The organism is Streptomyces sp. NPDC056231 (assembly GCF_048270745.1).
In the GTDB taxonomy this organism is placed as follows: Bacteria; Actinomycetota; Actinomycetes; order Streptomycetales; family Streptomycetaceae; genus Streptomyces.
The window spans coordinates 39563-66141 of sequence record NZ_JBLVKW010000015.1 but is presented as its reverse complement, the minus strand read 5'-3'; the positions used below and the strand labels follow the sequence as shown (position 1 = coordinate 66141).

Annotated in this window: 18 protein-coding genes and 4 pseudogenes; 13 read left to right on the top strand and 9 right to left on the bottom strand. The window is 69.6% G+C overall.

Going from position 1 to position 26579, the window contains the following annotated elements:
• Positions 1-551: 551 nt before the first annotated feature.
• Positions 552-1751 (top strand): RNA-guided endonuclease InsQ/TnpB family protein, encoded by a 1200-nt coding sequence (locus ACNPQM_RS14980; protein WP_418084366.1) that lies wholly within the window; start codon positions 552-554, stop codon positions 1749-1751.
• Positions 1752-1901: 150 nt separating this feature from the next.
• On the opposite strand, the gene ACNPQM_RS14975 is transcribed toward ACNPQM_RS14980, so the two are convergent.
• Entirely contained in the window at positions 1902-2396 is a 495-nt protein-coding gene (locus ACNPQM_RS14975) for a MarR family winged helix-turn-helix transcriptional regulator (protein ID WP_418084365.1), read from the bottom strand.
• A gap of 114 nt (positions 2397-2510) precedes the next feature.
• On the opposite strand from ACNPQM_RS14975, the gene ACNPQM_RS14970 reads away from it, so the two are divergent.
• Together ACNPQM_RS14970 and ACNPQM_RS14965 are read left to right on the top strand one after the other, a co-directional pair.
• Complete coding sequence (locus ACNPQM_RS14970; RefSeq protein WP_418084364.1) at positions 2511-3875, top strand: pyridoxal phosphate-dependent decarboxylase family protein; 1365 nt, start codon at positions 2511-2513, stop codon at positions 3873-3875.
• A gap of 229 nt (positions 3876-4104) precedes the next feature.
• A pseudogene (locus tag ACNPQM_RS14965) lies at positions 4105-4818 on the top strand (IS5 family transposase); the annotation flags it as partial.
• 468 nt (positions 4819-5286) lie between these two features.
• Here ACNPQM_RS14965 and ACNPQM_RS14960 read toward each other — a convergent pair.
• Positions 5287-5952, bottom strand: coding sequence for a LuxR C-terminal-related transcriptional regulator (locus ACNPQM_RS14960; protein ID WP_418084363.1), 666 nt, complete (start codon positions 5950-5952; stop codon positions 5287-5289).
• The gene (locus ACNPQM_RS14955; protein WP_418084362.1) at positions 5943-7091 is read right to left on the bottom strand and encodes a sensor histidine kinase; all 1149 of its coding nucleotides are present in this window, start codon (positions 7089-7091) and stop codon (positions 5943-5945) included. Before ACNPQM_RS14955 ends, ACNPQM_RS14960 begins: the two co-directional genes overlap by 10 nt.
• A 165-nt stretch (positions 7092-7256) precedes the next feature.
• Here ACNPQM_RS14955 and ACNPQM_RS14950 point away from each other — a divergent pair, with 165 nt between their 5' ends.
• The 3 genes from ACNPQM_RS14950 to ACNPQM_RS14940 all read left to right on the top strand — a co-directional run bounded on the left by ACNPQM_RS14950 (position 7257) and on the right by ACNPQM_RS14940 (position 11242).
• Positions 7257-8495: a serine hydrolase domain-containing protein gene (locus ACNPQM_RS14950; protein WP_418084361.1), complete on the top strand. Its 1239-nt coding sequence runs from the start codon at positions 7257-7259 to the stop codon at positions 8493-8495.
• Between the two features lie 327 nt (positions 8496-8822).
• Positions 8823-10514 (top strand): cytochrome b, encoded by a 1692-nt coding sequence (locus ACNPQM_RS14945; protein WP_418084360.1) that lies wholly within the window; start codon positions 8823-8825, stop codon positions 10512-10514.
• Complete coding sequence (locus ACNPQM_RS14940) at positions 10511-11242, top strand: hypothetical protein (protein WP_418084359.1); 732 nt, start codon at positions 10511-10513, stop codon at positions 11240-11242. The genes ACNPQM_RS14945 and ACNPQM_RS14940 overlap by 4 nt, the downstream gene beginning before the upstream one ends.
• Positions 11243-11400: 158 nt before the next feature.
• Here ACNPQM_RS14940 and ACNPQM_RS14935 read toward each other — a convergent pair whose 3' ends face one another.
• The gene (locus ACNPQM_RS14935) at positions 11401-11571 is read right to left on the bottom strand and encodes a hypothetical protein (protein ID WP_418084358.1); all 171 of its coding nucleotides are present in this window, start codon (positions 11569-11571) and stop codon (positions 11401-11403) included.
• Positions 11572-11682: 111 nt separating this feature from the next.
• Entirely contained in the window at positions 11683-14451 is a 2769-nt protein-coding gene (locus tag ACNPQM_RS14930; protein ID WP_418084357.1) for an ATP-binding protein, read from the bottom strand.
• Positions 14452-14715: 264 nt separating this feature from the next.
• On the opposite strand from ACNPQM_RS14930, the gene ACNPQM_RS14925 reads away from it, so the two are divergent.
• On the top strand, positions 14716-16980 hold the full coding sequence (locus ACNPQM_RS14925; RefSeq protein WP_418084356.1) for a helix-turn-helix domain-containing protein: 2265 nt from the start codon (positions 14716-14718) through the stop codon (positions 16978-16980).
• A gap of 138 nt (positions 16981-17118) precedes the next feature.
• The gene (locus ACNPQM_RS14920) at positions 17119-17817 is read left to right on the top strand and encodes an alpha/beta fold hydrolase (RefSeq protein WP_418084355.1); all 699 of its coding nucleotides are present in this window, start codon (positions 17119-17121) and stop codon (positions 17815-17817) included.
• An 824-nt stretch (positions 17818-18641) separates the two neighbouring features.
• On the opposite strand, the pseudogene ACNPQM_RS14915 reads toward ACNPQM_RS14920, so the two are convergent.
• A pseudogene (locus ACNPQM_RS14915) lies at positions 18642-18863 on the bottom strand (hypothetical protein); the annotation flags it as partial.
• Positions 18864-19069: 206 nt separating this feature from the next.
• Between ACNPQM_RS14915 and ACNPQM_RS14910 the strand changes: the two are divergent.
• Positions 19070-19297: pseudogene (locus ACNPQM_RS14910) on the top strand (RNA helicase); the annotation flags it as partial.
• A gap of 210 nt (positions 19298-19507) precedes the next feature.
• Positions 19508-19750: a DUF5302 domain-containing protein gene (locus ACNPQM_RS14905; RefSeq protein WP_418084354.1), complete on the top strand. Its 243-nt coding sequence runs from the start codon at positions 19508-19510 to the stop codon at positions 19748-19750.
• Positions 19751-19909: 159 nt separating this feature from the next.
• Here ACNPQM_RS14905 and ACNPQM_RS14900 read toward each other — a convergent pair whose 3' ends face one another.
• A complete protein-coding gene (locus tag ACNPQM_RS14900) occupies positions 19910-20062 on the bottom strand; it encodes a hypothetical protein (protein WP_358862237.1) in 153 nt (50 codons plus the stop codon).
• A gap of 476 nt (positions 20063-20538) precedes the next feature.
• Between ACNPQM_RS14900 and panD the strand changes: the two genes are divergently transcribed.
• Positions 20539-20964: an aspartate 1-decarboxylase gene (gene panD, locus ACNPQM_RS14895; RefSeq protein ID WP_418084353.1), complete on the top strand. Its 426-nt coding sequence runs from the start codon at positions 20539-20541 to the stop codon at positions 20962-20964.
• 3 nt (positions 20965-20967) lie between these two features.
• Positions 20968-21391, top strand: a pseudogene (locus tag ACNPQM_RS14890) (arylsulfatase); the annotation flags it as partial.
• Positions 21392-21755: 364 nt separating this feature from the next.
• On the opposite strand, the gene ACNPQM_RS14885 reads toward ACNPQM_RS14890, so the two are convergent.
• Both ACNPQM_RS14885 and ACNPQM_RS14880 read right to left on the bottom strand, forming a co-directional pair.
• Positions 21756-23138 carry a diaminopimelate decarboxylase gene (locus ACNPQM_RS14885; protein ID WP_418084352.1) on the bottom strand — a complete coding sequence of 461 codons (1383 nt, stop codon included), beginning with the start codon at positions 23136-23138 and terminating at the stop codon, positions 21756-21758.
• A gap of 106 nt (positions 23139-23244) precedes the next feature.
• Positions 23245-24891 carry a PucR family transcriptional regulator gene (locus ACNPQM_RS14880; protein WP_418084351.1) on the bottom strand — a complete coding sequence of 549 codons (1647 nt, stop codon included), beginning with the start codon at positions 24889-24891 and terminating at the stop codon, positions 23245-23247.
• A gap of 254 nt (positions 24892-25145) precedes the next feature.
• On the opposite strand from ACNPQM_RS14880, the gene ACNPQM_RS14875 reads away from it, so the two are divergent.
• On the top strand, positions 25146-26549 hold the full coding sequence (locus ACNPQM_RS14875; protein ID WP_418084350.1) for a M64 family metallopeptidase: 1404 nt from the start codon (positions 25146-25148) through the stop codon (positions 26547-26549).
• Positions 26550-26579 lie beyond the last annotated feature (30 nt).

The following is a 26579-nucleotide window of genomic DNA, read 5'->3' as shown; positions in this document are numbered from 1 at the left end:
GAGAAGCCCCCTCAATTTATGAGGGGGAGGAGTCACGAGGCGTTGCGGATCCCCCATTTGGCCAGCGGCAAGACAGACGTGCTCTGTCAGGTTCCCTACCTCGGACGCGCTGGCCAGCAGCCGCGCATCGTGCCAGCGAGTTGCCCGCTACCAGCGGATTGCCGTTGGGGCGAGTGTGAGACACCAACCCGCTGAGACACGTTTACAGGTTACAAAACGCTGTTCAGCCCGGTACCGACAGGCAGTTGGTCGAGGGTCGCCTGTCGGATCCCTGAGCGTCTCTTGGAACCACGGCAGTCCCGGCCTCTCGCAGGGCGGTCAGGCGCCGTTCGTTGCAGATCGCGCTCGCTGAAGTAGGCGGGCGTGAGCAGTTCGTCCAAGCGCTGCGAGTAGAGGCCGAAGACGGCCATCCGTGATCTTGCGTGGGTATCCCCGGCTTCAGCCGGGGAGGGAAACGCATCCTCGGCCCGGAGGCGCGAAGCGCCGGAGTTCGCTGCGTTGTCAGTGGCCTGCACTATGTTGATCACGACAGCCGAAGGGGGGTGGGCCGGATGATCCGTGCGTACAAGTTCCTCATGCGGCCCACTGCGGGCCAGGCGATCGCGCTCGCCGAGATGCTGCGTGATCACTGCTCGCTCTACAACGGAGCGTTGCAGGAGCGCCGGGACGCCTATCGGCACGGCTCGAGGACGACGGTTCGGTACGGGCAGCAGTCCGCGCAGCTCAAGGACATCCGGGCGTTCGACCTGGAGCGTCAGGGCCGTTGGTCGTTCTCTTCGCAGCAGGCGACGTTGCGGCGGCTGGACAAGGCGTTCGCGGCGTTCTTCCGCCGGGTGAAGGCCGGGGAGGCGCCGGGGTATCCGCGTTTTCGTTCGGGCAAGCGGTTCGACACCGTGGATTTCCCGAAGGACGGCGACGGCTGCCGCTGGGACTCGACTCCGCATGATCCCGTCACCCGCGTCCGCCTCCAGGGCGTCGGGCACGTCAAGGTGCACCGGCACCGTCCCGTGGTCGGCAAGGTCAAGACGGTCAGCGTCAAGCGTGAAGGGCGGCGCTGGTACGTCATCCTGACCGCCGAGCAGACCGCGCCTGAGCCGCTTCCCCGGACCGGCTCCGTGGTCGGCATCGACATGGGGATAACGAACTTCCTCGCCGACTCGGGCGGCGAGTTCGTGCCCAACCCCCGTCACGGGGCGAAGGCCGCCGCCAGGCTCGACGCCGCGCAGCAGGCCCTCGCCCGGTGCAGGCGGGGCAGCAGGCGCCGTCGTAAGGCCGTGGAGACGGTGGCGCGGCTGCACCGCAAGGTCCGCCGTCAGCGCCTGGACCACGCGCACAAGACCGCGCTGAACCTGGTGCGTGACCACGATTTCATCGCGCACGAAGACCTCAGCATCCGCAACATGAGCAAGGCCCCGGCCCCGAAGCCGGACCCCGCCACGCCGGGCAGCTTCCTGCCCAACGGGGCCGCCGCCAAGGCCGGGCTGAACCGTTCGATCGCTGATGCCGGATGGGGGGTGTTCCTGACGATCCTCACCGCCAAGGCAGAATGCGCCGGACGGGAAGTGATGGCCGTGGACCCCCGCAACACCTCCCGGCGGTGCCCTCGGTGCGGGCACACCGCCAAGGAGAACCGGCCCACCCAGGAGAAGTTCCACTGCGTCTCGTGCGGCCACCACGCGCATGCGGACACAGTGGGCGCCCTGAACGTCCTACGGGCCGGGCTGGTCCGTCGCGAAGCCCGACCGGCATAGCGAGAAGCCTCCTCGTTTACGAGGGGGAGGAGTCACGAAGGCGGCGTCGCTCGTGGGCATCTCCACCGATGCCAAGCCCCGCACAGCCGAGCCGCTGACACGATCCAGCGCCGACACACTCCCCGGGGCGGGCCGTGATTCAGGGCCCCTTCACCTGGCGTCGTCGCGCAGTGCCTTGTCGATCTCGCTCAGCGCGCCGGTGAGCCGGGCATAGTCGTCGGCTGTCAGCGGTTTGACGAAGAACTGCTCCACCACTCGGGCATGGACGGCCGCGCCGCGCAGGAAGGCCGTGCGGCCCTCGGCGGTCGGTTCCACCAGAACCACCCTCCGGTCCCCGGGAGACGGTGCGCGGCGGACCAGGCCGGCCTCCTCCATGCGGTCGATCAGGCGGGTGGTGCCGCTGCTGGTGAGGGTGAGGTCGTCGGCCAGTTGCCGCTGGGAGACCACTTCTCCGGGCTTCTGGCAGAGCCGGATGAGTACTTCCAGCATGGTGTGGCTGATCCCGCACTCCCGACGGAGGGCGGCGTCGATCCGCTGTTCCAGGCGGGTGGCGGACTTGAGCAGCAGCCCGAAGTCGCGCACGACCCGGCTGTTGGCTGCACGGGCAGCGGCTTCGTCGTCGCCCTGTCGGCGTGTGGCGTTCACCTGCGCGATTTTACTGTCATCTCACCTACTGCTGTCTCAATTGCTGAGCAAGCAATTGCTGACTAGTCAGCTAAATTGTACGCTGGGCGTCCGCGTCACAGGAGAGGGAGAACAGTGGATCTGCAGCACTGGCTCGGCCGAGCCACCCACGCGATACAGGACTGGGCCGACACCTTCGGCCCCTACCGGACCCACCCTTCCCTCCTGGTGGACGACGACCGCTTCGCCGCCGCCTTCGGGGAGCTCACAGGAAGGCTGAAGGACAACTACCCCTTCTTCCACCCGCACTACGCGGGCCAGATGCTCAAGCCCCCGCACCCCGCCGCCGTGGTCGGCTACGTCACCGCGATGCTGATCAACCCCAACAACCACGCCCTGGACGGCGGCCCCGCCACCGCGGCGATGGAACGCGAGGCCGTCGCCCGGCTCGCCGCGATGTTCGGTTACGACACCCACCTCGGCCATCTCACGACCAGCGGCACGATCGCCAACCTCGAAGCCCTCTTCGTCGCCCGCGAACTCCACCCCGGCCGGGGCATCGCCTACAGCGAGGACGCCCACTACACCCACAGCCGCATGTGCCACGTCCTGGGCTTGAAGGGGCACGCCGTGCCCACCGACGGCCAGGGCCGCATGGACCTCGACGCGCTGGAAGACCTCCTGCGCACCGGGGAGGTCGGCACCGTCGTCCTCACCACCGGCACCACCGGACTGGGCGCCGTCGACCCTGTCCACCTGGCCCTGCCGATCGCCGAGCGCCACGGCGTCCGTGTCCACATCGATGCCGCGTACGGCGGGTTCTTCACCCTTCTCGCCGGCGCCGACGGACCCGAGGGGCTGCCGGCGGAGCCCTGGCGGGCCATCGCGCGATGCGACTCGGTCGTGGTCGACCCGCACAAGCACGGCCTCCAGCCCTACGGCTGCGGCGCGGTCCTCTTCCGCGATCCCGAGGTTGGCCGTTTCTACCTCCACGACTCGCCCTACACCTACTTCACCTCCGTCGAACTTCACCTCGGCGAGATCAGCCTGGAGTGCTCGCGTGCCGGCGCGTCCGCCGCCGCCCTGTGGCTCACCTTCCAGCTCCTCCCGCCCACCCCCGACGGTCTCGGCCAGGTTCTGGCGGCCGGCCGGCGCGCGGCGCTGAAGTGGGCGGACCTCATCGACGCATCCGGGCACTTGGCGCTCTACCAGCAGCCCGAGCTGGACATCGTCAGCTACTTCCCCGCCGTCGAACCGGCAGCCCTGACCGGCATCGACGCGGCCTCCGCCCGCATCCTGGACGACGGCATGACCAGTCCCGAGCCGGTGTTCCTGAGCACTCTCAGGGCCAGCCGCGAGGCATTCACCGCTCGCCACCCCCAGGTCACCGCGGACACCGACGGCGCCCGGATCCTCCGGAGTGTGCTGATGAAGCCGGAGTCCGAGCACCACGTCGAGCACCTGCACGACCGGGTCGAACAGCTGGCCCGGGTTCGTTGATCACGGACATCGGCGGTACGACAGAACTCGCACGACGAACGGAGCCCCCGTGAAGATCCTCCTCAGCGGCATCACGGGCGTGATCGGCTCCAGCGTCGCCGCCGAAGCTACGAGACACGACAGACAATAAGAGGTCGCGCAGATAGGCGCGGGTGGGGCTGGTTGCGGACGGGACAGGCACAGGTTCCGCGATCATGGAGTTGCGACGCTCTGTGATCATGGGAGACCTGTGCCTGCGCTGCCATCACGGCTGACCGAACCACTGTGGGACCGATTCGCCGCCCTGCTACCGCAGCGCCCGGAGTTCGATCCGACCCACCCGCTGGGCTGCCACCGACGCCAGATCAGTGACCGAATCGTCTTCGACAAGCTGCTGCAGGTCCTGCGGTTCGGCTGCTCCTACGAGGCGATCGCGGACTCCGTCTGCTCGGCCACCACGATCCGCAACCGCCGCGACGAGTGGATACGCCTGGGCCTGTTCGCCCGACTGAAGCAGATCGCACTGGGCGCCTACGACCGCATCGTCGGTCTCGCCCTGGACCAGATCGCCGTGGACGGCGCCATCACCAAGGCCCCCGGCGGCGGCGAGGCGGCCGGACGTTCACCAGTCGACCGGGGCAAGCAGGGCCTGAAACGGTCGGGCATGACCGATGGCTACGGCATCCCGCTCGGCCGCGTCCTGGCCGGCGCCAACTGCCACGACTCGCCACTTCTGGCTCCAACACTGGATCTTCTGTACGAACTTGGGCCCCTTCCTGATGAGATCACCGTGCACCTAGACGTCGGCTACGACTCGGCGAAGTCCCGCACCGTGCTCGCCGAGCGCGGGCTGCACGGCCGGATCGCCCAGAAGGGAACCAGGGCGTCGGTCCAGGCCACCCAGTGGTGGCAGGTCGAGCGCACCCACGCCTGGCGGATCGCCTTCCACCGGCTCGCCCGCTGCGCGGCACCGACGATCTCATCGTCTCCGACACCTCGCTCTTCGACCTCGCCCACCTCGGTGCACTCGGCGCCGTCTCCGGCTGGCCGGGCACCTACCACTGCCATGCCCAACCCATGCTCGCCCAGACCCGCCACGCACTCGATCACTACGCCGCGGGCGGCCACGTCCGCGAATCGGCCATCCCCGACGCCGGCCACGCCGTACACATCGGCAAACCCAAGGAGTTCATCGCCGCCCTCCTGAAGACCCTCACCGTGGGCCGGTGAAGCGGCCTGGCGCAAGGCCACCACCAGCATCGACATCTTGACGTCAGTTCCCGGCCCGTAACCTCGCGGCCTTGACCTACAGCCCAAGGCCGCGCAGGGCCCGAAGCCGGTGTTCACCGCCGACCGGGCGGCGGTGCCCTCGGCGATGCCGACCGCCAGATCTCCCGCCCGCGGTCCCGAGCACGACAGAACCGCGGGCCACTCAGCAGGGGTTGGGTTCGGTGCCGCCGGGGCGGCGGAGGTAGGCCAGGACGGCGCGGACCCGGCGGTGGCCGCTGTCGCCGGCCGACAGGCCGAGTTTGAGGAAGACGCTGCCGATGTGTTTGTGGACGGCGTTTTCGGTGATGAAAAGCCGCTGGGCGATGGTGGCGTTGTTGTGTCCTTCGGCCATCAGAGCCAGGACCTCGCGTTCGCGGGGGGTGAGGGCGTTGACGGGATCGCTGCGGACGGCGAGGAGCTGGGCGATGACCTCGGGGTCCATGGCGGTGCCGCCGGCGGCCACCCGGCGCAGTGCGTCGGTGAACTCTGCGATACGGCTCACCCGGTCCTTGAGCAGATAGCCGATGCCGCCGCGCGCGTCGGAGAGGAGGCGGCCGGCGTACTCCTGCTCGACGTACTGGGACAGGACCAGGACGGGAAGCCCGGGGCGGTCGCGGCGAGCCCGGAGGGCGGCGCGGATACCCTCGTCGCGGAAGGTCGGGGGTAGCCGCACGTCGACGATGGTGACGTCCGGGCGGTGGGTCTCGACGGCGGCGAGGAAGCCAGGGGCGTCATCCGTGATCGCGGCGACCTCGAAGCCCTGGGATCCCAGCAGGAGTTCGAGTCCGGAGGACAGCAGGACGTTGTCCTCGGCGATGACTACACGCACGGCAACTCCACGGTGAGGGTGGTCGGCCCGCCAGACGGGCTGCTGATCTTCATAGTGCCGTCCAGGGCGGCGGCGCGGCGACGAATTCCGTCCAGGCCGCTGCCTCGAGATGCGTTCGCCCCGCCGGTCCCGTCGTCGGTGATCTCTGCGGAAAGCATCGCGCCGTCGCGGGTGACGCGGACGGCGGCCGTGGTGGCTCGGCTGTGCCGGGCGATGTTCGCCAGTGCCTCGGTGACAGCGAAGTAGGCGACCACTTCGACCGCGGCAGGGACCTCGCCGAGCTCGCCGATGTCGATACGGGTCGGCACGCCGGACCTGGTGGCCAGGGTGCTGAGCGCGCCGACGAGGCCCTGATCGGCAAGGACCGGAGGGTAGATGGTGCGGATGACGGAGCGCAGCTCGGTCATGGCCTCCTCGGTCTCGGTTTGGGCCTGCCGTACGAGCGCAGCGGCCGCGTCGGGGTCCTGGCGAAGGCTCTCCCCGGCCACGGCGAGCCGCATGGCGATGGCCACCAGCCGGGCCTGGGTGCCGTCGTGCAAGTCGCGTTCGATCCGGCGGAGTTCCGCGCCGTGCGCCTGCAGGACGTCTGCGCGCGTCTGGGTGAGCTCGGTGACGCGCGCGGCCAGTTGTTCCGCAGGGGACGGTGCCAGGACTGCCAGGCAGCACCGCGCGTGCACCCGGGCGAGCGGTGGCAGGGCGATGGTCGCCAGCGCCGCAAGAAGCAGGAATTGTGCGAGGTTGATCGTCAGCGCGGGGGCCCAGCTGTCGATACGGACACCGAGCAGCGGCAGCCGTGGCGGATCCGACGTGGGAAAGGCCCACCACCCCACGGTGACGACAAGGGTGAGGAGCAGGTTGCCCAGGCACAGCAGGGCGATTATGCCAGCGGGCAGGCCGGTGGCTAGCTGGGTCACGAGCCACGCAAGGTCGCGGCGGAGGGCGCGCGGGCGTGGCTTCACCGGTCGGCCCAGCAGCGCCCCGGCGCGCCGGCGGTGGCGCTCGGCCCAGGGAGCTGCCAGCGACGGTACGCACAGCAGTGGCGCCGCCACGAGCGTCACCGTCGCGGTCATCAGGGTGCCGAGTAGGTAGCGCCCGCTACGCCTGGTCTGGATCAACCGTATGCGGGCCTCGCCGATCACGCCGTGCACTGGATTCGCTTTCGTCTGTCGTAAGGGACCGGTCGCGGCCCTCAGACGCGCCACTGTATGTGCCGGCCGCCCCTGCGGCACTACAGCCACCTGTAGGTTTCCATCGGCTGCCTGTGGTAGCGACATGCAACTCGACGCTTACCTAGCGTGGGATTCATGAGATCCACAACCCCGGCCTCCGCGCCGCGCCACCGCCCGTCCCAGCAGCGTCAACGCCGGATCGGCCGAGGGTGGCTGGCCGTCGCGGCGGCCGCACTCGGCACAGCGAGTGTGGCCATAGCTGTCCAGCCCTCGGACGGCTCGGCCGCGAAGTCCGCGCCCGGCTACCAGCAGGACGACCTGCGCCTGGGCACCGATGCCATCCAGGCGCTGGGGGTCACCGGCGTCCAGGCGCGGGTGACCACCGCCTCCGGCCGGGATCTGGTCGCCACCTCCGGCGTCGCAGTGGTGGGCACGAAGCGTCCGGTGCCCCGCGACGGCTACTTCCGGATAGCCAGCACCGGCAAGGCGTTCATGGCCGCTGTCATCCTGCAGTTGGTCGACGAGGGCAAGCTGTCACTGGACGACACGGTGGACCGCCGGCTACCCGGTGTGATCGATGGCAACGGTAACGACGGACGGAACATCACCGTGCGTCAGCTTCTGCAGAACACCAGCGGCCTCCACGACGACCTTCCCGGCTTCGACACCCCGCAGGAGTACTACCAGCACCGCTACGACACCTACACCCCCGAACAGATCGTCGCCCGGGCGATGAAGCATCACCCGGACTTCCGGCCCGGCACCGGCTGGAGCTACTCCAACACCGGCTACGTCGTCCTCGGCATGATCGTCGAAAAGGCCGCTGGTCGCCCATGGCAGGAGGAGGTCGAGAGCCGGATCCTGAAACCGCTCGGCATGAACCACACCTACCTGGCGGGCACCACGTCCACCCTTCGTCGCCCGCACGCCGACGGCTACCAGGTCTTCGCCTCCGGCGAACGGACCGACGTCACTGAACAGATCGTCCCCGACCTCGGCGGCTATGTCTCCACCACGGCGGACGTCAACCGTTTCTTCCAGGGACTGCTGGGCGGCAAGCTGCTGTCCGAGGCGCGCATGGCCGAGATGCAGGACACCGTCCCGGTCGACAAGCGGATCGAGGCAATCTGGCCCGGCGGACGCTACGGCCTCGGCTTGGTCAGCCGCCCCCTGACCTGCGGCGGCAGCTACTGGAGCCACGAAGGAGGCGAAGCCGGCTACATCACCCTGAACGGTGCCACCGACGACGGCAGCCGCACCGTCACCGTCTCCATGTCCACCAGCGTCAACGACTTCGATGAAACGCTCCGGCAACACAAGGCCGCCAGCGACCTCGTCGACCGCGCGCTGTGCGACACCTCCAGCAACAGCTAGGGAAATTGGCCGCCCGGGGCGTTCGTGACGGCTCCGGGCCACCACAGGCTGCTCCCTGCAACGGCACCGGCTGGCGCGGGCGGTCGTTCAAGAGGCCGTCCTCCTGACCGGCACCAGCGACCAGGGCCATGATCCGCTCGACGCTCTCCGCCGTCAGCCGCGCCGAGATCCGTGCCGGCACGTCGTCGACCACGCACGTCATGCGCGGGCACGTCACATTCCGCGGGGCTGTCTCGTCTGAGATACGGGGAACTTGCAAAGACCTCCTCGGACGGGATCAGCCGTCGTCGCGCGGAGGATGTGGGAGAGAGGAGAGGTGTGCCTCGCATGAGTGCACAGGAATCGACCGCCAGGGTCGGCAGTGGAGCAAAAACTGCCAGCATATCCGTCCGGGACAGCAAGGGTGTCCGCCTCGCCGACGCGCTCGATGAGAGATTGGGGATCTACCGGCTCGGCGGAAAGTACATCCGGAAGGTTTTTCCGGACCACTGGTCCTTCATGCTGGGTGAGGTCGCGCTCTACAGCTTCATCACGCTGTTGTTGACCGGCGTCTACCTGACGTTGTTCTTCCATCCCAGCGCACAGGAGGTCGTCTACAACGGCTCCCACGTGCCGCTGAAGGGTGTTCACATGTCCCAGGCGTACGCCTCGACGCTGGACATCAGCTTCGACGTCCGCGGCGGATTGTTGATCCGTCAGGTCCATCACTGGGCGGCTCTGATCTTCATCGCGGCCTTGTTCGTGCACATGTTCCGACACTTCTTCACCGGATCGTTCCGCAAACCGCGCGAGATCAACTGGCTCTTCGGGTTTCTTCTGCTGGTGCTGGCGATGCTCAACGGCTTCGCCGGGTACTCGCTCCCCGACGACCTGCTCTCCGGCACCGGTCTGCGCATCGCTGACGGCGTTGTCCTTGCGATCCCCCTGGTCGGGACCTATCTCCAATTCTTCCTCTTCGGCGGGCAGTTCCCGGGCGACGACGTCATCCCGCGGCTGTTCACCGTGCACGTCCTGCTGGTGCCGGCCCTCATGGTCGGTCTGGTGACGGTCCACCTCATTTACGTCTTCTACCACAAGCACACGCAGTTCCCCGGACCTGGGCGCACCGAACGCAACGTCGTCGGCCAGCCGCTCATGCCGGTCTACGTCGCCAAGGCGGGCGGCTTCTTCTTCCTCATCTTCGGCACCACCGCCGTGCTCGGTGGCCTGGCCCAGATCAACCCGATCTGGGCGTACGGGCCGTACAGAGCGGAGCGGGTCGCCGCGGGATCCCAACCCGACTGGTACCTCGGGTTCCTGGAGGGATCCCTGCGCATCATGCCCGCGTGGGAATGGAGCGCATTCGGCCACACCATCAGCTTCAGCCTCCTGATCCCTGCCTTGATCGTCCCGGGCATCCTGTTCACCCTGCTCGGTGCGTACCCGTGGATCGAGGCGTGGATCACCGGCGACACACGCGAACACCATCTGCTGGACAGGCCGCGGAACGTGCCGGTCCGCACCGGACTCGGGGCCGCCTGGATCGCGGCCTACGGCGTGCTGTGGGCGTGCGGCGGCAACGACATCCTCGCCACCCACCTCCACCTGTCGATCAACACGATCACCTGGGCGGGACGCGTCGCCTTCTTCGTCGCTCCGGTACTCGCCTATACGGTTACCGTGCGCTGGTGCAAGGGCTTGCAACTCCGCGACCGCGACAAGGTCCTCCACGGTCGAGAAACCGGCATCATCAAGAAAACCCCGAGCGGCGGGTTCGTCGAACGCCACGAACCCCTGGACCCCGCGGCGCGCCACATCCTGACCGCCCACGAGCAGTACGAGCCCCTCGAACTCCCACCGCCCGTAGACGACAACGGCGTCACCCGCAGAGCCACCCCCGGACAGCGGCTGCGTGTCCGCCTGTCCCGCTGGTACTTCGCCGACCAGATCCGCAAGCCGACCGCTGCACAGGCCCTGGTCGGCGCCCCGGCCCCGGACCACCGCGGCGAGACCTCCGCCGAACACGGGCCGCACGCATGAGACGCGACCGGGAAGGCCTCGACATACGCTCGATCGCGCCCAGGGGTCCACGCGACGACGGTCCTGCCGGTGATCCGCGAATCGACCTCCTGCTGGTCCACGCCGTCCACGACGCCCTGCGCAGAGATGTGGACCGACTCGTCACCTGGTCGCGCACCTGCCTCCCGGTCGTCACCTCGGGCTGGATCGACTTCATGCGCTACCTCACCACCTACCTCGACGCCGACGCCGACCTGCTGCGGCAGGTCCTCCTCGGCAGGAACCTTTCCGGTCCCGGCCTCGAGCGCGCCGCGGCCAAGATGGCACAGGCGCGTCGCCGCGTCACTCTCCATGCGGCGACCGTCGACGACTGTCTGACCGGCCGTGGGCCCGGGAGCCGTACGGCCGAGTACATGACCCGGCTGGACACCGCGCTGACGGCATACCTCGACTACGAGCAGTCGGTCGTCCTGCCGCTTGTCGCGACCTCCATCACCACCAGTGAATGGGCGGATTTCGACGCCGCCCAACGCCACCCCCTCGGACTCAGAAGCGGAGTGGCACTGTGCGCCTGGCTCATCGACGGCGCACCGCCCGACCGGCAGCAGGCGATCCGTCAGCTGTTCCCACCCGCTGTCCGGCTCGCCCACCGGTGGTTCGGAGCCCGCCACACACGTCGGATCCGCTGGGGTGAACCGGTACCGGTCACAAGTTCACAGCTCGGGCACGCAAGACGCCTGGCTCGCTGAGCGGAGGGCCGCGGCGCCGCGCCCTTGCCGACTTCGTACGGCGTGGGCGCGGCGGGCGGACCCCGGCCGACGGCGCCCCTACGGGTCCGGACAAGGACCACGCCGAGAACTCGATGCTCGCCCGGCACCTCTTCCAGTCGAGTCTCGTGCACATCGATTCAGGTATCGCTCCGGCGGCAGAACTTCGCCTGAAGCAGATCGGTGAAGATGCCGATGGGGTCGTCCCAGCCGCTCTTGCTCCAATCGCCGTTGACGTTGGTGGTGACCATCTGTTCGCCATTGCGAGCGCCGTAGGTGTAGGACCACGATCCGAAGAGCGCACCCCCCATGCCCCAGACCGTTTCCCCGCAGGGCGGTCAGCGTCCGGTGCCAACGGCGGCGCCGGACGCAAAGTTGACGGCTCCGCGGCCGGCCGGCACGTAGCAAGGGCGCCTTGAGGCTTACGGCCGGCCCAGCTGATCCAGCGCGTCGCGCAGGGCGGCCCGGGTCGTGACGCCCAACTTCGGGAAGAGCTGGTAGAGATGCGTCGAGACGGTTCGAGGAGACAGTAAGAGTCTTTCCCCGATCTGCTTGTTGGTCAGGCCTGTGGCCGCCAGGCGAGCGATCTCCCACTGCTGCGGTGTCAGAGCGGCGCCACCAGGCAGGGTACGTGCGTGCACCGGGATGCCGCAGGCGCGCAGCTCCTTGTTGGCCCGCTCCGTCCACGGGTGGGCGCCGAGCCGCCCGAAGGCTTCCACGGCGGCACTCAAGTGCTTGCGGGCCCGGGCCGGCGCTTTGCCGCGGCGAAGCCGCTCGCCGAAGTACAGCTGTATGCGGGCGTGGTCGAAGGGCCAGTGTTCGGCCCCCTCGACGGCCAGGGCTTCGCCGAACCCGAGCGCGGCCTCCTCGTCGCCTTCTGCGGCTAGAGCGGCCGAGGCGAGCAGGACCATCTTCAACCGCGGTGACACCGCTTCAAGGCCGGCGTCCCTGGCTGCCCTGACGTGGTCGACAGCCTTCCCGCGGCGATCCGTGCGCACGGTGGCCTCCACCTGATCCAGGATCGCCCACAGCGCGTGCCCGGCGAAAGGCGCGAACGTTCCGGCCGGCGTGATCCTGCACGCATGTCGGTAGGCCGCTTCGAAGTCACCCTGCGACAGGGAGATCAGCGTCCTGGCATGGGCGGCGTAGCAACCGACGGCATGGCCTCGGCGGGACCCTGCCCACTGGTGCATCTGATCGGCGAACCCGCGGGCAGTCCGGTAGTCGCCGCAGACCGCGGACACGCAGGCCAGCACGAACTTGCCGGTCCAGGAACGCAGCGGATAGTCGAGTTCCTCACACCAGCGCAGACCCTGCTGGGCCACCTGGCGAAGCTCCGGCCACTGGCCGGTGAACCAGGCATGACTGCTCCACAGGAAGGACGCCTGGATGGCGGGGAAGATGTTCTGTCCGCTCAGTCCGCCCCGAGCCGTGAGCCGTAGCGGCTCTTCCATCGCACCGAGGCGGTCCGCGTAGGCACCGGCCGTGGCGATCCGTACGATCCGCACCGGATCCGACGTGCCGTGAAGCGTCCGGGCGGCGGCATCGAGCCGGGCCCAGTCGGCTGGGCGGGCCCGCGCCGGATCGGCGAAGGTGGTTCGCAACAGCTGCAGGGTGTCCGGAACCGACGTGCACTTCGACAGTGCCGCGTCGAAGTCCGACCACAGCTCGCGTCGGCCGCCGTGGATGCACACCATCAGCAGGGTGGACAGCGCTTCGAGCAGAGTGGGGTCGGTGAGGTCATAGGGCTCGGGCTGCAGGGTGATTGCGCCGGACAGCAGGCGATGGGCCGTGTCGATGTCCCCGTAGCTGTTCAGCAGGTACAACGCAGCGGCCACCGCGACCGCCGGGGCCTCCGCATCGGGAGCGCCCTGTCGCGCGTCGTAGAGCAGCCGCGGCACATCACGCACGTCCCCGGTGAGGTTCGCGCCGACGTACGCCGCCTTCGCCAGCCGCCGAGCGTACGCGGACCCCGCCGGGCTCAGCTCGGCGGCGCGCACCAGCGCCGCCACCGCGTTCGGCCCGTCGCCGCGGCGGGCGCTGACATCGGCGGCTTCCTCGAGCAGGGCGGCGATCTGTTCGTCGGGCTCGACCGTGGCCTGCGCCAGATGCCAGGCCCGCTGCTCCGGGACCGCGATCCACGCCTCCGCGAGTGCGCGGTGCGCGCTGCGTCGTTGGTCGCTGGTCGACAGATCCACCACTGCGGAGCGTATGAGCGAGTGCCGGAATCCCAGCCGCCCGGTCGTGTCGTCGACGCGGACGAGCTGCATGCGCTCCGCCGGAGCCAGGTGCTTCAGACTGCACCGGTCGGCCACCGCGCGGCGCACGATCAGCATGCTGCCACTGCCCTCCAACGCGGCAACCAGCAGCAGGTGCCGCGTGGCTGCCGGTAAAGTCCCGATGCGGGAGGCGAAAGTCGACTGCAGCCGCTGGGTCAACGGGAAGCGCTGCGGCAGGGCTTGGGACGCGGTCCGCTGGGACTCGGTCAGAGCGGCCGGGAGTTCCAACAGCGCCAGTGGATTGCCTTCGGCATCGACGATCAGACGCCGGCGAACCCGCGGGGCGAGCGCCGGGAAGTGACGGCGGAGCAACTCCTCGGAAGCCGCCTCGCTGAGCGGACCCAGTTCATGTACAGGAAGCCCGCTGTGGTCGAAGAAGGTCTCTTCCCCGAGCCTGACCGTGCACACCAACCCCGTGCCGGTACCCGGAAGCCGGCGCGCCACCTGACCCAGGACGACGGCACTCGCCCGGTCCAGCCACTGTGCGTCATCCAGCGCCAGGAGTACGGGCGTGTCGCGGGACAGGCCGGCGGCCAGCGACACCACGGCCTCGGCGACCGCGTCGTGTCCGGGTGCCGCGCCGCGGCCGAAGCCAAGCGCTCCGGCAAGGGCAGGTATCCTCGTCGCCTTTGAGTGGATCTCGGGCACCGATGTCAGCAGTTGCTGCAGGGCGCCGTAACTGGCCTGTGCCCGATACTGCACACCCACGGCACGCAGCACCCGCATCCCTGCAGCCTCGGCTTCCTGGATGGCTGCGGCAATCAGCGCCGTCTTTCCTGCTCCCGGCTCTCCCGCCAGTGTCAGCGATCCGCCATGCTGCGGGATGCTGGCCAGGAAGACGCCGAGCCGTTCCATGTCGGCTTCCCGGCCGACCAGGAAGCCGTCCTTTTCGTCGGTGGACCGGTCGACCATGATCGCCCCCTACCGCGCCCGGAGCGGGCAGCAGCTCCCACGGGACGCACGGTCGATGCAGCACGAGATGTCCCTTGATGCTAGCCCTCGCCGACCTGACTCGCGCAGGCAGCGCGACTCTCCGACGAGGTCTTGAGGAAATCCGCGAGCGGCGGCCGCCGGCGCCTCGGCAGGCCGCCGTCACCGAAATACGTCACATGACTGAATCGACGACTTCTGCCCGGCTTCTAGCGTTCTCCGCGTGACCTCATCCGTCGAGAGGGGGTGTGCTCCATCATTGGACGTCCTGGATTTGGAGAGGTGTTGCGCGGTCATCGGCGCGCGGCACGTCTGACGCTGGAGCGGTTGGCCGAGGTGTCGGGGGTCAGTGCTCGGACTCTGTCGGACATGGAGCGTGGACGGAGCAGGGGACCTCAGCAGCGGACCGTGACCGCTTTGGCGGATGCGCTTGCGCTGAAGGGGGATGCCCGCGAGCAGTTTGTCGAGTTGGCGCGCGACGGCCGACTGCGGGACCACTGGGCGCGTTCCCATGGTCTGGGCGAACTGCCCCGGTCGGGCGAGGACTTCACCGGTCGTGCCGCGGAACTGGTCTGGGTGAGCGAGCTCGTGTACGCCGAGAGCTCGCCGGGTGTCGGTGTGGTGGGTTTGATCACCAGCTCGGCGGGTCTGGGCAAGACCACGTTCGCGGTCCGTGCCGCTCATGCCGTGCGGCCGAGCTTTCCCGACGGGGTGTTCTTCCTTGATCTGTTCGGCATGTCCCAGCATCCTCTGGCCGCCGACGACGCTCTGCGGTTGCTGCTTCGGGCGCTCGGCGTCGCAGACCAGCGGATCCCCGGCGATATCGAGGGGCGCGCCTCCTTGTACCGGTCGCTGCTGCGGGACAAGCGCGTCCTGGTCGTTCTCGACGATGCCGCGTCGGAGGAGCAGGTGCGCCCGCTGCTGCCAGGAGGAGGTGCGTGCAGGGTGCTGATCACCACGCGGCGACTGCTGGCGGGGCTGGAGGGTGTCCGCAGGCTCGTCCTCGGGCCCCTGCCGTTGCCGGAGGCCAAGGAACTGCTGACCGGGATTCTGGGCGAGCGTTCCGCCTCCGACGAGGAATCGGCGCTCACTCTGCTCGCCGAGCTGTGCGGGGGTCTGCCGCTCGCGCTGCGGATCATCGGAAACCGGCTGGTCAGCCGGCCTGGATGGGACGCTGCCGAGCTCGCTGCCCGGCTGGCGGACGAGGAGCGCCGTCTCGATCAGTTCAAGGCCGGCGATCTCAAGATCGCCAACGCGTTCGGAATGTCGTACGAACAACTCGCGGACTGTGCACGGCTGGTGTTCCGGCGACTCGCCGCGGTTCCCGGCCGGGACTTCGACGCCACCCTCGCGGCCGTGGCCGGCGGTCTGCCGATCGAGGACACCTGGGACGCTCTCGACGACCTCGTCGACCTCGGCCTGCTGCAGGACAGCACCGCGGGCCGTTACCGCTTCCACGACCTGGTCCGCCTGTTCGCCCGTGAGCGCCTCCGGGAGGAAGAGTCCGCAGCCGAGCGTGAGGCACTGACAGGAAGGGTGATGCCGTGGCTGCTGCGGATGGCCACGATGGCCGGGCGGTGGTTCGAACCCGGCTACGGCCGCCCCGACCGGCCCGATCCCGATCTCGCCGTCCTCTCCTCGGCAGACAAGGCCGAGCGGTGGCTGCGCATGAATGTGGACAACTGGCTGGGTGTGATGCGGGCTGCGGCGAGCAGCGGCCGACACGCCCTCGTTCTGGACTGTGCGGAGTCGATGCACTGGTTCTCCGACCGGTGGCCGCACAATCCGCACTGGCACGAGGTCTTCACGCTGGGAGCGGAGGCCGCCGCCGCCCTTGGTGACCTGGTGCAGCAGGCGACTCAGCTGAACTACCTCGCCTGGGTTCACTGGGTGCCGCCCAGCGATCCGCAGACCATGCTGCGGTGCACGGCCGCGGCGTTGGACTTGGCCACCCGGAGCCGTGCTACGGCTCAGGTCGCCTGGTCACACCAGTACACGGCGCAGGCGCTGCATCGGCTCGGCCGGCTCGACGACGCGATGGCGTCGGCATCCCGGGCGGCGGAGACGTTCAAGACCATCGGCGACACCGACTCCTATGTCCAGAGTCTCGCCATCGTCGGCAACTGCCTTCGTGACGAGGGACGTTACGCCGAGGCGCTGGAGCAGTTCCTCGAGGCGCGCGCTCTGATGGACGACGAGGGGACCGGCATGACACCGAGCATCGCGGCTTACAGCCGATCCTTGGCGTTGATCCGCATCGGCCAGTGCCTGGGATACCTGGGCCGCCGTAAAGAAGCGATCACCACCCTCACCGAGGCGATCGACCTCAGAGGGCTGTCATCCGACTTCTGGCAGGCCGACGCATTGAGAACGCTGGCCGCTCTGCTGGCCGATGAAGGCCGGAGTGGCGAGAGCCGTCGTGCATACGCGCGGGCGGCGGAGGTGTTCGAGGCGATCGGTGACACCGAGGCAAGCAGCCGCTGTCGGACCCTGACGACCGCCTCCTCCTGACCTCGCCGAAGTCCCTGCCCACGGAGATCCTCAGGTACTTCTGCATGCTGTTCTGCATGGTCCGGCCGTTTCCCAACGGCTTGACTGGCGTGCAGCGGGACGGCCGTCAGGGCCTGTCCCTCCAGGTCAGGAGTGACCATGACAACCATCAGGAACATCGTGCTCGTGCACGGTGGTTTCGTCGACGGCTCGGGCTGGCTGGGAGTGTACGACCATCTGACGGCCGATGGCTACCGGGTGGCCGTCGTGCAGAACCCGACCCTGTCGCTTGCCGGTGACGTCGCTGCCACCCACCAGATCCTCGACGGCCTCGACGGTCCGGCCGTGCTGGTGGGCCACTCCTACGGTGGCGTCGTCATCACCGAGGCCGGCAACCACCCCAACGCTGCGGCGCTCGCCTACATCGCCGCGTTCGCACCGGACAAGGGCGAGTCGGTCAGCTCCCTGATCGCCGACCCGCCGCCCGGGGCGCCGGTCCCGCCGATCCTGCCGCCCCAGGACGGTTTCCTGTTCCTGGACCGGGACAGGTTCGCGGCCTCCTTCGCCGCCGACGTGCCCGAGAAGTCGGCAGCGTTCATGGCCGACTCCCAGGTCCCCTGGGGTGTCGACGCGCTGAACGGGGCGGTCACCGTACCGGCCTGGCAGACCAAGCCGTCCTGGTACCTGGTCGCCACGGATGACCACATGATCCCGCCGCCCGCGCAGCGTGCGATGTCCGAGCGGGCCAAAGGGACCGTCACCGAGACCCCCGGCAGCCACGCCGTCTACGTGTCCCGCCCGGCCGTCGTGGCCGCCGTCATCGCGCAGGCAGCCCGAGGGCTGGGCGGCCAGTCCTAGGGAGTGTTTCGAAAGGAGCGTCGTCCGCCTGTTGGGCGGGGCCGGACGCCGCCCGGCAGACGGCGCTTTCGAAGCACGCCCTAGCAGCGACCGCGCAGCCGCACCGCACGCCGGCAGGTCCAGCTCGGCTGCAGGCTGGGCGGGTCCTACGTCCATCCCGACCCGTGACGCAGCCAAGGCCACTACCTGACCCCGGCCGCCAGCCCCGGTTCGCCCAATGACGGGCCGGGACACGGTCGTCCAAGCCGCGCGCAAGCCACGCCGCCACGGCGTGCCCGCCCTTGCCGCAACGCCGCGCTCTCGTGCCGGCCGCCAACCTTTCCCGATGACCTGCTCCTGCAGGTTGGTGTGCCGGGCCTGTGTCTCGGTGTGTGCCTGAAGTGTTGCCGCAGTGAGGTCCAGGACCAAGGCGTCGAGGAGCAACAGTGCGCTGCCGAGGGTCTTCCACTGCACCCGGCGCGAGCCGGTGGGCGTCTGCGCAACGCAGCTGTGGGACAGGGGCAAGCGATACATGTCGCTCGTACTCCAGCCGGTCATCGACGCCCTCTCCGCGTGTGAGCGGACCCTGCTCGGTGACAGCAAGTACGGTGCGCGGCCGCTCCGCTGCCGACTACCTGGGCGCGTTCCTCGACGCGCAGGAACAGCCCGGCGAGGATGCCGGGTGGGACGAGCGGCTCGGCGCGGACGTCGAACAGCAGGCGCGGGAGCGCCATGACCGGGGTGAGACCACCTGGCATGGCATGCTCGGCACGGTCCCCGTCTGGTACCGCGTCGTCACCCGCGCAGTGCAGATCCCGAGCCGTGGTCACCGTGTGCGGGGCCTTTCACCTCCGATACCGCTGTGCCACTGCCGCGAAGGCGGCCTTGGGTTCCCATTCCATGTCGGGGTAGGTCTGCCCCCGGCGCCCTTCGAGGAGTTTGACGATGCCCAGGCCGGCCCGGTCCAAGTCTTCCCTGGGGTCGCCGTCCGGACGATGCGGGTAGCCGGGCAAGGCGAACAAGAACACGAACGCGCTGTCCACGCCCTCGGTCTCGAAGATCTCACCGCAGCTGGCGCGGAGACGACCGCACTCGCCGATCTCATACGCGGCTTCTCCGCCCTGCTGAGACCGACTGAGGGGAATGACGTGAATCTCACCGAGTGGATCGGGGTCGTCCGACCGGTCCGCGGCGGAAGCCGGCCTCACCCTGCCTTACCGCAACGGCCGCACCGAAGGTGTGATTGCGGAGGTGAGCCACGGCGATGGCTTTGAGTACGCGCGCGGAGCTGAGCCGGATCACCGGCGCCAAGGCTCCCTCTGGCACCCCACTCGACGGCGGGCCCGCCGTCCCCCGACCCAAGAACACCAACGCTCCCTTCCGCGGCCTCGGCACCGGCAAGGACACCTCCCGCTCCGCCGGCAGCAAGTCCCGAAAGCCCGACGAGGCCCGCAAGCTCGCCGAGGCCCGCAAGGCCGCCCTCGTGCGTCGCGACGGCTGAGAGCCGTTGCCCTGGCAGTGAATGTCCTGGCTACGGGCTCGAACCCTCGGCCCGGCCCGAAGCCCGTCCGGTGCCCCCACCTGCGAAGCGAACGTCCTCGACCACGAGAGAGATACCCGCCGCAACGGAGCAGGATGATGTTGCCGACGCCCCGTACTGCGCCCGGCATGACAAGCTGTGCTTGCCCACCCCCGAACCGAGGAGGTCACCATGACCGCAGAGCCCGTATCTACGGAAGGTTCGGAGCCGGCTGCCCCGGAGACGTCCCCTCTGACGCCGGACAGCGACGGCGACTACGACCTCAAGCGCAAGTTCCGCGAAGCACTGGCGCGCAAGCGCGGTGCGCAGGCGGACGCCGCCGATGCTGCCGCCAACCCCAATGCGTCGAAAGTGCGTGCGGCGCACGGTCCGGCTGCGAGCCAGCGGTCGTTCAGGCGCAAGAGCGGCGGCTGAGTCGATCAGTTCCGGGATCCGGCCGCTTTACCAGCACTCTGAGCGCTACCAACACGCGCCCCGTGCAGCGGCCCACAACGTGCGCATACCCCTGTGAACGTAGCGGGCGAGGCGTCGCCGGCGCTCGTGTAGCGGGCGCCGATGCGTGGCCACTGCGTCTCACCCGGGGACGTCCGGGACTCCGGTGCGGGCGAACGCCGCCCAGCGGCGCTTCATGTCGTTGCTGAGCGTGGTCTGTTCCGCGGTGAGCGGTCGGTCCCTCATGGTGACGTCATGCAGGTAGGTGAGTTCGGCGTTGTGAGCGTTCGCCATGTCGACACCCGGGACCTGGGATCCGAACAGGGTGGAGAAGTGCTGGCGGACAATCCTTGCAGTGGCGTCCAGGAGCCGGAATGCGGCCGCGAGAAGGTGGTCATCACCTCACGCACCTATGTGAAGGTGGCGCCGACTGTCGCTGACGATGATCTCGGGCTTGAGATCGCATGGCAGGGTTCGGTTTGCGCAACGGTGAGGCCCGGGCAGTGGACGTCAACAACGGCGTAGCGGACGATGTCTACCCCCGTGCCCGATCAGATCTGCTTCACATGGGCCAGCCCGGAAAGCGCGCAGAAGGCCCCGGACACGCGAGCTCGTGCGACTGGCGCCCCGTCAGAGAGGTCAGCGATAGGGCAGTGTGAGTCCTCAAGTACCCGGCAACAGCTGACCACACATGCGTAACGTTGTAACCTCCGAACATTGCCCTTGACCTGCAAAAGCAGGCAGGGAGCAGATAAATCGGGAGTTTCTTCATGTTTCGCACAGTATTCAAGTCCAAGATCCACCGTGCCACCGTGACCCAGGCCGACCTGCACTACGTCGGTTCCGTCACCGTCGATGCCGCACTCATGGAAGCCGCGGATCTTCTGCCCGGTGAGCTCGTGCACATCGTCGACATCGACAACGGTGCCCGGCTGGAGACATACGTCATAGAGGGCGAACGCGGCTCCGGCGTCATCGGTATCAATGGCGCCGCCGCCCACCTCGTCCACCCCGGCGACCTCGTGATCCTGATCAGCTACGCGCAGGTCGACGACGCCGAGGCCCGCACGCTGACCCCGAGCATCGTCCACGTCGACGCGGACAACCGGATCGTCGCGCTCGGCGCCGACGCGTCCGAGCCCGTGCCGGGCACCGCCACCGAGCGGAGCCCGTACGCCGTGCCCGCCACCAACTGATTCTGTACCTGTTCGACGATCGGAGGGGTTGGCGAGTCCGCCGCGCGGGCGCTCGGCGTCCCTGTCCTGCGGGTCGACCGGCCGATGGCGGCAGGCGCCGTCGGCCGCGGGCGCGGCCGCTTCGCCGTACGTGCCGCGCTTACGGAGACCCTGGCACCGACCCCGGCCCTGCCGGCCGAGGAGGCGGGTGATCGGGCCGCGGACATCCGTACGGTCCTGGTCGAGGGGCATGGGCACGGTGTGAAGCAGGCGACCGCGACGGCTGTCTGGAGCTGGTGGCCGTGCCGCCGACCGGGTGACGGACGCCGACGTGATCGTGCCGGCCCCGGCGTCCATGGCCGATGCCGTCACCCGGACGGTCACGCGGATTCCGGCCCTCTCCGGTCCCCGGCCCGGGTTTGCTGCCGCGGCCGCGGCAGCGCGCTGAGCCGCCGTACGGGTTCTCGTCCGGTGGCACGGAACCCGTACGTATGCTGTCGGCAGGCGCGGACGGCTGCTCCGGGAGACGGTGGACAGGAGATCCGCCCGCACTTCTGGAGCCCGAGATGACCAACCCGTATCCCGACCCTGTGCCGCCTCCCGACCCCGTGCCGCCCGCGCCGACGCCCGGACCTATGCCCGGACCTCCCTCGCCGCTGCCGGGGCCGACACCTGCCCCGCCCGTACCCGGTCCGGTGCCGCCCGGTCCTTCGCCGGACCCGATTCCCCAGCCGCCGTCGCCCAACCCCGAACCGGTGCCGGAGCCGGAGCCCACACCCCGCCCTGCCGAATGACGAATGAAGGCCGGACGGCTACTCCGTGTGCTGGGGGCCGATTCCGAGGAGGGAGTCGGCGTGTCCCGCCCCGCTCTCCTCGGCGATCGACTCCAGCGACTGGGCGTCACGCACCGGCGCGAATCGAACGGCTTCCTTGCCCGAGCTGTCGCTCCCGGCGCCGGCCGTGCTGAACCCGTATACGGCGGGCCTCGGCAGACTGTTGTACGACCAAGGGGCCGAGAAGTAGTACGCGCCGGTGTCGTACAGCACCACGAAGTCGCCCTCTCGCAGCTCCGGCAGTTCCCGGGCGTGTGCCACGACGTCCCCGGCGAAACAGCACGGTCCCGCGATGTCCTGGACCAGCGGCGGTCCGTCCTTGGGGCGCCCCTCGGCGTCGAACGCCCCGATCCGCAGCGGCCAGGACTCGGGCATGAAGACGGTACGGGTGGCGATCTGGGCGCCCGCATGAGTGAGCGCGATACGGCGGGAGCCCGCGTCCTTCGTGTACTCCACCAGTGCGCCGATGAAGCCGTTCTTCGCGAGCAGCGACCGGCCGAACTCCGTGACCAGCCCGTACCGGCCGTCGAAGAGCCCCGGCGCCGCTTCGCGCAGCGCCGCCACATAGGCGGAGAAGGTGGGCCGTACGGAATCGTCCTCGAAGTTGACGGGCAGTCCGCCGCCGAGGTCGATGCTGGTGATCTGCCGGGTGCCGAGGGTTTCGTTGATCTCCTCGGCGAGCCGGTACGTCTCCGCGACCCCGGTCGCGATCAGTTCCAACGAACAGCCCTGGGAGCCGACATGGGCGTGCAGCCGGGTCAACCAGGAGTGTTCGGCGAACGCCCGGACGACACTCTCGCGCGCGCCGGGGTCGTGCAGCGCCACGCCGAACTTGGAGGTCGGCGTGGCGGTGCTCATCGCACTGATGGAGCCCCCGCCCACCTGCGGGTTGATGCGCAGTCCGATGACGGAGACCGAGCTCCGGGTCCGCAGCGAGGCGATACGCCGCACCTCGTCGAGGCTGTCGGCATTGAGTGCCACACCGAGCGCGAGCGCCTGGCGGATCTCGTCGCGCGTCTTGGCGGGGGAGTCGAGGACGATCGCCGAGGGTGCGAATCCGGCGTCGAGGGCGAGCCTCAGCTCACCGGGGCTGGCGACCTCGCATCCCATGCCGCAGTCGGCGAGCAGCCTCAGCACGGGGACGAGGGCCGCGGCCTTGGCGGCGAAGGTGTGCAGCACGGGGGCGGGCGTGTCGGCGAACGCGCCATGGAGGGCGGCGACGGAGTTGCGTACCCCGTCGGTGTCGATGAACCCGGCGACGGGCCGGCCCTCGCCGAGCAACCCGGTGCCGACGGCGTGGCGGACCGCGGCGGCGACACGCGCGGAGGACGAAGGGCCCGAAGCGGGCGTGGTGAGAGGCATACGGCGAGAGTCGGTGATGGGAGCCCCGCAAGTCTCTGTCGAGCAGGACAGGATCGGCGCCGGACCTTGGCCGCAGGGCCAACGACCGTACGAATCAGGGACAAATCTAGCCGTTCAGCCGGACGGCGAGGGTGATGAGCAGCCGGGTGTCGGGGTCATCGAGATCGACGCCGTACCGCTCCCGGGCGCGACGCAGCCGGTACCGCAGCGTGTTGGGGTGCAGGACGAGCTGCCGGGCGGCCCGGCCGATGTCGCCAGACGCGTCGAAGTAGGCGGCGAGTGAGCGGACCAGCTCGCCCCCGGTCGCCAGGTCGGACCGTACGAGGTCGTGCACCGGCCCGCGGCCCGCTTCCCAGACCGGCCGTACGGCGTCCAGGACCCGCAGGACGTCCAGGGACGGACCGACATCGGCTGCCCCGGCGTACCGCAGTGGCTCAGGCTCCCCGCCGCGCGCGGCGCGGTTGCGCAGCACCCGTACGACCAGCGTCGCCTCCTCGCAGGAGGCGGCGGCCCGCAGGGCGGTGGGCACGACGGGGCCCGCACCGACCCGGACCGGCGCGGAGCCGTGCATCGACATGGCGAGCGCGTCCAACTCACGTGCGAGGCCGAGCACTTCCTTGTCCCGGCCGCGCTCGACGGGCAGCAGCACCAGCAGTCGGTCCCCGTCGCGCAGCACGTGAGCCGAGGGGCGGTACGAGGATGCGTGCAGGGCGAGTACATCGAGGACGCGGTCGGCCGACGGCCTTGCCGCGCCGTCGCGTTCGGCCACCAGGACCGCACACGGCGCATCCGGTGGCAACCCCAGCGACCAGGCGTGGGTGCGCCGGTCCCCACACCCGTACAGCAGACCGCGCAGCGCATGGTTCCTTCGGCGCGCGGCCCCGCTCGCGCGCAGCCGGTGCTGCACCAGGTGGGGGGCGGCGAGCTCCGCTCCGCGCCGCAGCGCATCCGCTGCCTGCGCGGAGAGCGCGCGCCCGTCCGTGGCCGCCCAGATGGAGCCGAGGACTTCGGAGCCGCTGCGGACCGCGATGATCAGCCGCTCGGGGCTGTCGCCTTCGGCGGCCCGGTGGATGACGTCCCGGGAGGTCCACAGGGCACGGAGGATTCCGCTGCGCCGGAGCTCGGCGACGCGCCACTCGGGAACCCTGCCGCCGAGGATCGTTGACCGGCGGACCCCGTCGGCCTCGGGACGGGTGGCGGAGTGGGCCAGCACCCGGAAGCGGGTGTCCTCGATGGTGATGGAGCCCCCGGTGTTCTCGGCGATGGCCGAGGCGAGGGCCGCCAGCCCGCCGGCTGAGGTGTCCGCCGTGACGGCCGTGTCCGAGGCACGGCCCGTCGCGGCGTAGGAGAGCGCGGAGCGCAGCAGAGTCGCGGTGTCGGTCCAGTCGGCCCAGGCCGCACGGGCGAGCAGGGCGATGCCCGACTCCTCGGCGGCGGCCAGTACTTCGGGCGCCGCGGGCACCCCCTCCGTATCGCGGAGCACTACGGCGCAGGCGCCGCGCCGGGCGGCCTCACGGACCGGGCCCGCTGCATCGGCGGAGGAGGCCGGCGGTCCGACGGCCAGCACGATGCGCTGGTCGAGTGGCTGCGCCTGCCCTTCGTCACCGACGGCCACACCGCGGACGCCGACGACGTGGTCGGCGGGTGCGAGCAACAGACGGAGTATGCCGATGTCGTCGAACGCCAGGATCTCGCGGAGCGTGACCCCGGACTGCGGCTCCCGCTCCGGCTCGGGCACGTCGCGCCTCGTCATGGGAACCGAGCATACGAGCGACCGGCCAATGGCAGGAGTGCGCCCGGCGTCAGGCCGGTGAGGGCCGCCCGATCACGGCTCCCTGAGGGGCGGTTATCCGGATTCGATCACCGGTCACCCGGCTTCCGGGTCTTGTTCCGTGCTTCCCCCGCCCCTAGGTTAAGCGTCGAACTAAGTCGATTTAATTCACTGATAAGCAGCTGGTCGCGTCGTTGCGCGTCCGCTCGACGTCGGAGCCCCTCAAGGAGTTGTACATGCGCATACGCCCGGCCACGCGCCGAACGACCGGATCGGTGGCGGCCCTTGCCCTCGCCGGCCTGCTGGCAGCGACCGCCGCCGCTGCGGTCCCCGCCGCGGCAGCCCCGACCGGGGGCGACCTCAAGGGCAGCCACCGCGTCGAGTACTTCTCGGAACCGGGAGGCGCCGGGAAGACCGTCGAGGTCCCAGCCACCGCGCCCAGGAAGAGCGGCCGCAGCGCGGGCGCGTCCCTGAGCGCCGCCGAGGCCGCCCTGGACGGCGCGGTCGGCAGGCAGCAGGTGACCGGCTCGACCGACGACCGGCTCGACGTCGTGATCATCGGTGACGGCTACACGGCCGACCAGCAGGCCGATTTCCACGCGGATGCCACCGCCAAGTGGGCCGACATCACCACCATCGAGCCGTACCGGAGTTACCGGAACCTGTTCAACGTCTGGACCGTCGACGCCGTCTCCAACGAGTCCGGCGTCAGCGGCGACCCCAGCGCCGGCATCGTCAAGGACACCGCGCTCTCCAGCTACTTCTGGTGCGGGGACATCGAGCGCCTCGTCTGTGCCGACATCGACAAGGTGGCCTCCTACGCCGCCAAGGCGCCCGCCGCCGACCTCGTCGTCGTCATCGCCAACTCCACCAAGTACGGCGGCGCCGGCTACTCCGGTCTGGAGGCCGAGGGCTACCCCTTCGGCGGTGTGTCCACGCTCTCCTCCGACAACTCCAAGTCGAGCATGATCGCCGTTCATGAGATAGGCCACTCGGTGGGCCTCCTGGACGACGAGTACACATACCCCTCGTACGGCACCTGGACCGGCGGCGAGACCGACGGCCCCAACTCCACCACGTACACCCCCGCGCAGCTCGCCGAGAAGCGCGCCAAGTGGTATCGCTGGCTGGGCGAGAGCGACCCGACGGGCTCGACGGTCGGCACGTACGAAGGCAGCGCCTACTACCCGCTCGGCATCTACCGGCCGACCTCGACCTCGCTCATGCGAGAGCTGTCCAGCACCGAGTTCAACCTGCCGGGACGCGAGGCGATGATCGCCGGGTTCTACCGCGCGGGCAACGCACTGAGCAGCACCCTCGACACGGCCGCCGCGATCACGCACGGCAAGCGGATCCAGGTCACCCTCGCCGGCCTGGGAGGCACCGATGGCGAAGGGCGCGGGTCCGGCCCGGCGGCCGGTTTCGCGCGGACGGATCTGCGCTGGTACGTCGACGGTGTCGAGAGGGTCTCCGCCCACCGCCGCACCGCCGTCACCCCGGCCTCGCTCGGCGTGCGCGCGGACGGCCGCAGCCACCGGGTGACCGCCGAGGCCGTGGACCGTACGGACGCCATCCGCGACCCCGCGGTCCGCTCCCTGGCCACCGACACACTCACCTGGACCGTCAAGGCGGCCGGGTAACGGTAGGCAGCAGCCGGGGACCCGGCCCCG

Bases quoted from the DNA above. Each gene is read 5' to 3' on its own strand.
- ACNPQM_RS14935 (WP_418084358.1), bottom strand. From the start codon at position 11,571: ATGGGGGGTGCGCTCTTCGGATCGTGGTCCTACACCTACGGCGCTCGC.
- ACNPQM_RS14930 (WP_418084357.1), bottom strand. From the start codon at position 14,451: ATGGTCGACCGGTCCACCGACGAAAAGGACGGCTTCCTGGTCGGCCGG.
- ACNPQM_RS14980 (WP_418084366.1), top strand. From the start codon at position 552: ATGATCCGTGCGTACAAGTTCCTCATGCGGCCCACTGCGGGCCAGGCG.
- ACNPQM_RS14945 (WP_418084360.1), top strand. From the start codon at position 8,823: ATGAGTGCACAGGAATCGACCGCCAGGGTCGGCAGTGGAGCAAAAACT.
- ACNPQM_RS14900 (WP_358862237.1), bottom strand. From the start codon at position 20,062: ATGGCGAACGCTCACAACGCCGAACTCACCTACCTGCATGACGTCACC.
- ACNPQM_RS14885 (WP_418084352.1), bottom strand. From the start codon at position 23,138: ATGCCTCTCACCACGCCCGCTTCGGGCCCTTCGTCCTCCGCGCGTGTC.
- ACNPQM_RS14920 (WP_418084355.1), top strand. From the start codon at position 17,119: ATGACAACCATCAGGAACATCGTGCTCGTGCACGGTGGTTTCGTCGAC.
- ACNPQM_RS14905 (WP_418084354.1), top strand. From the start codon at position 19,508: ATGACCGCAGAGCCCGTATCTACGGAAGGTTCGGAGCCGGCTGCCCCG.
- ACNPQM_RS14880 (WP_418084351.1), bottom strand. From the start codon at position 24,891: ATGACGAGGCGCGACGTGCCCGAGCCGGAGCGGGAGCCGCAGTCCGGG.
- ACNPQM_RS14875 (WP_418084350.1), top strand. From the start codon at position 25,146: ATGCGCATACGCCCGGCCACGCGCCGAACGACCGGATCGGTGGCGGCC.
- ACNPQM_RS14940 (WP_418084359.1), top strand. From the start codon at position 10,511: ATGAGACGCGACCGGGAAGGCCTCGACATACGCTCGATCGCGCCCAGG.
- ACNPQM_RS14950 (WP_418084361.1), top strand. From the start codon at position 7,257: ATGAGATCCACAACCCCGGCCTCCGCGCCGCGCCACCGCCCGTCCCAG.
- panD (WP_418084353.1), top strand. From the start codon at position 20,539: ATGTTTCGCACAGTATTCAAGTCCAAGATCCACCGTGCCACCGTGACC.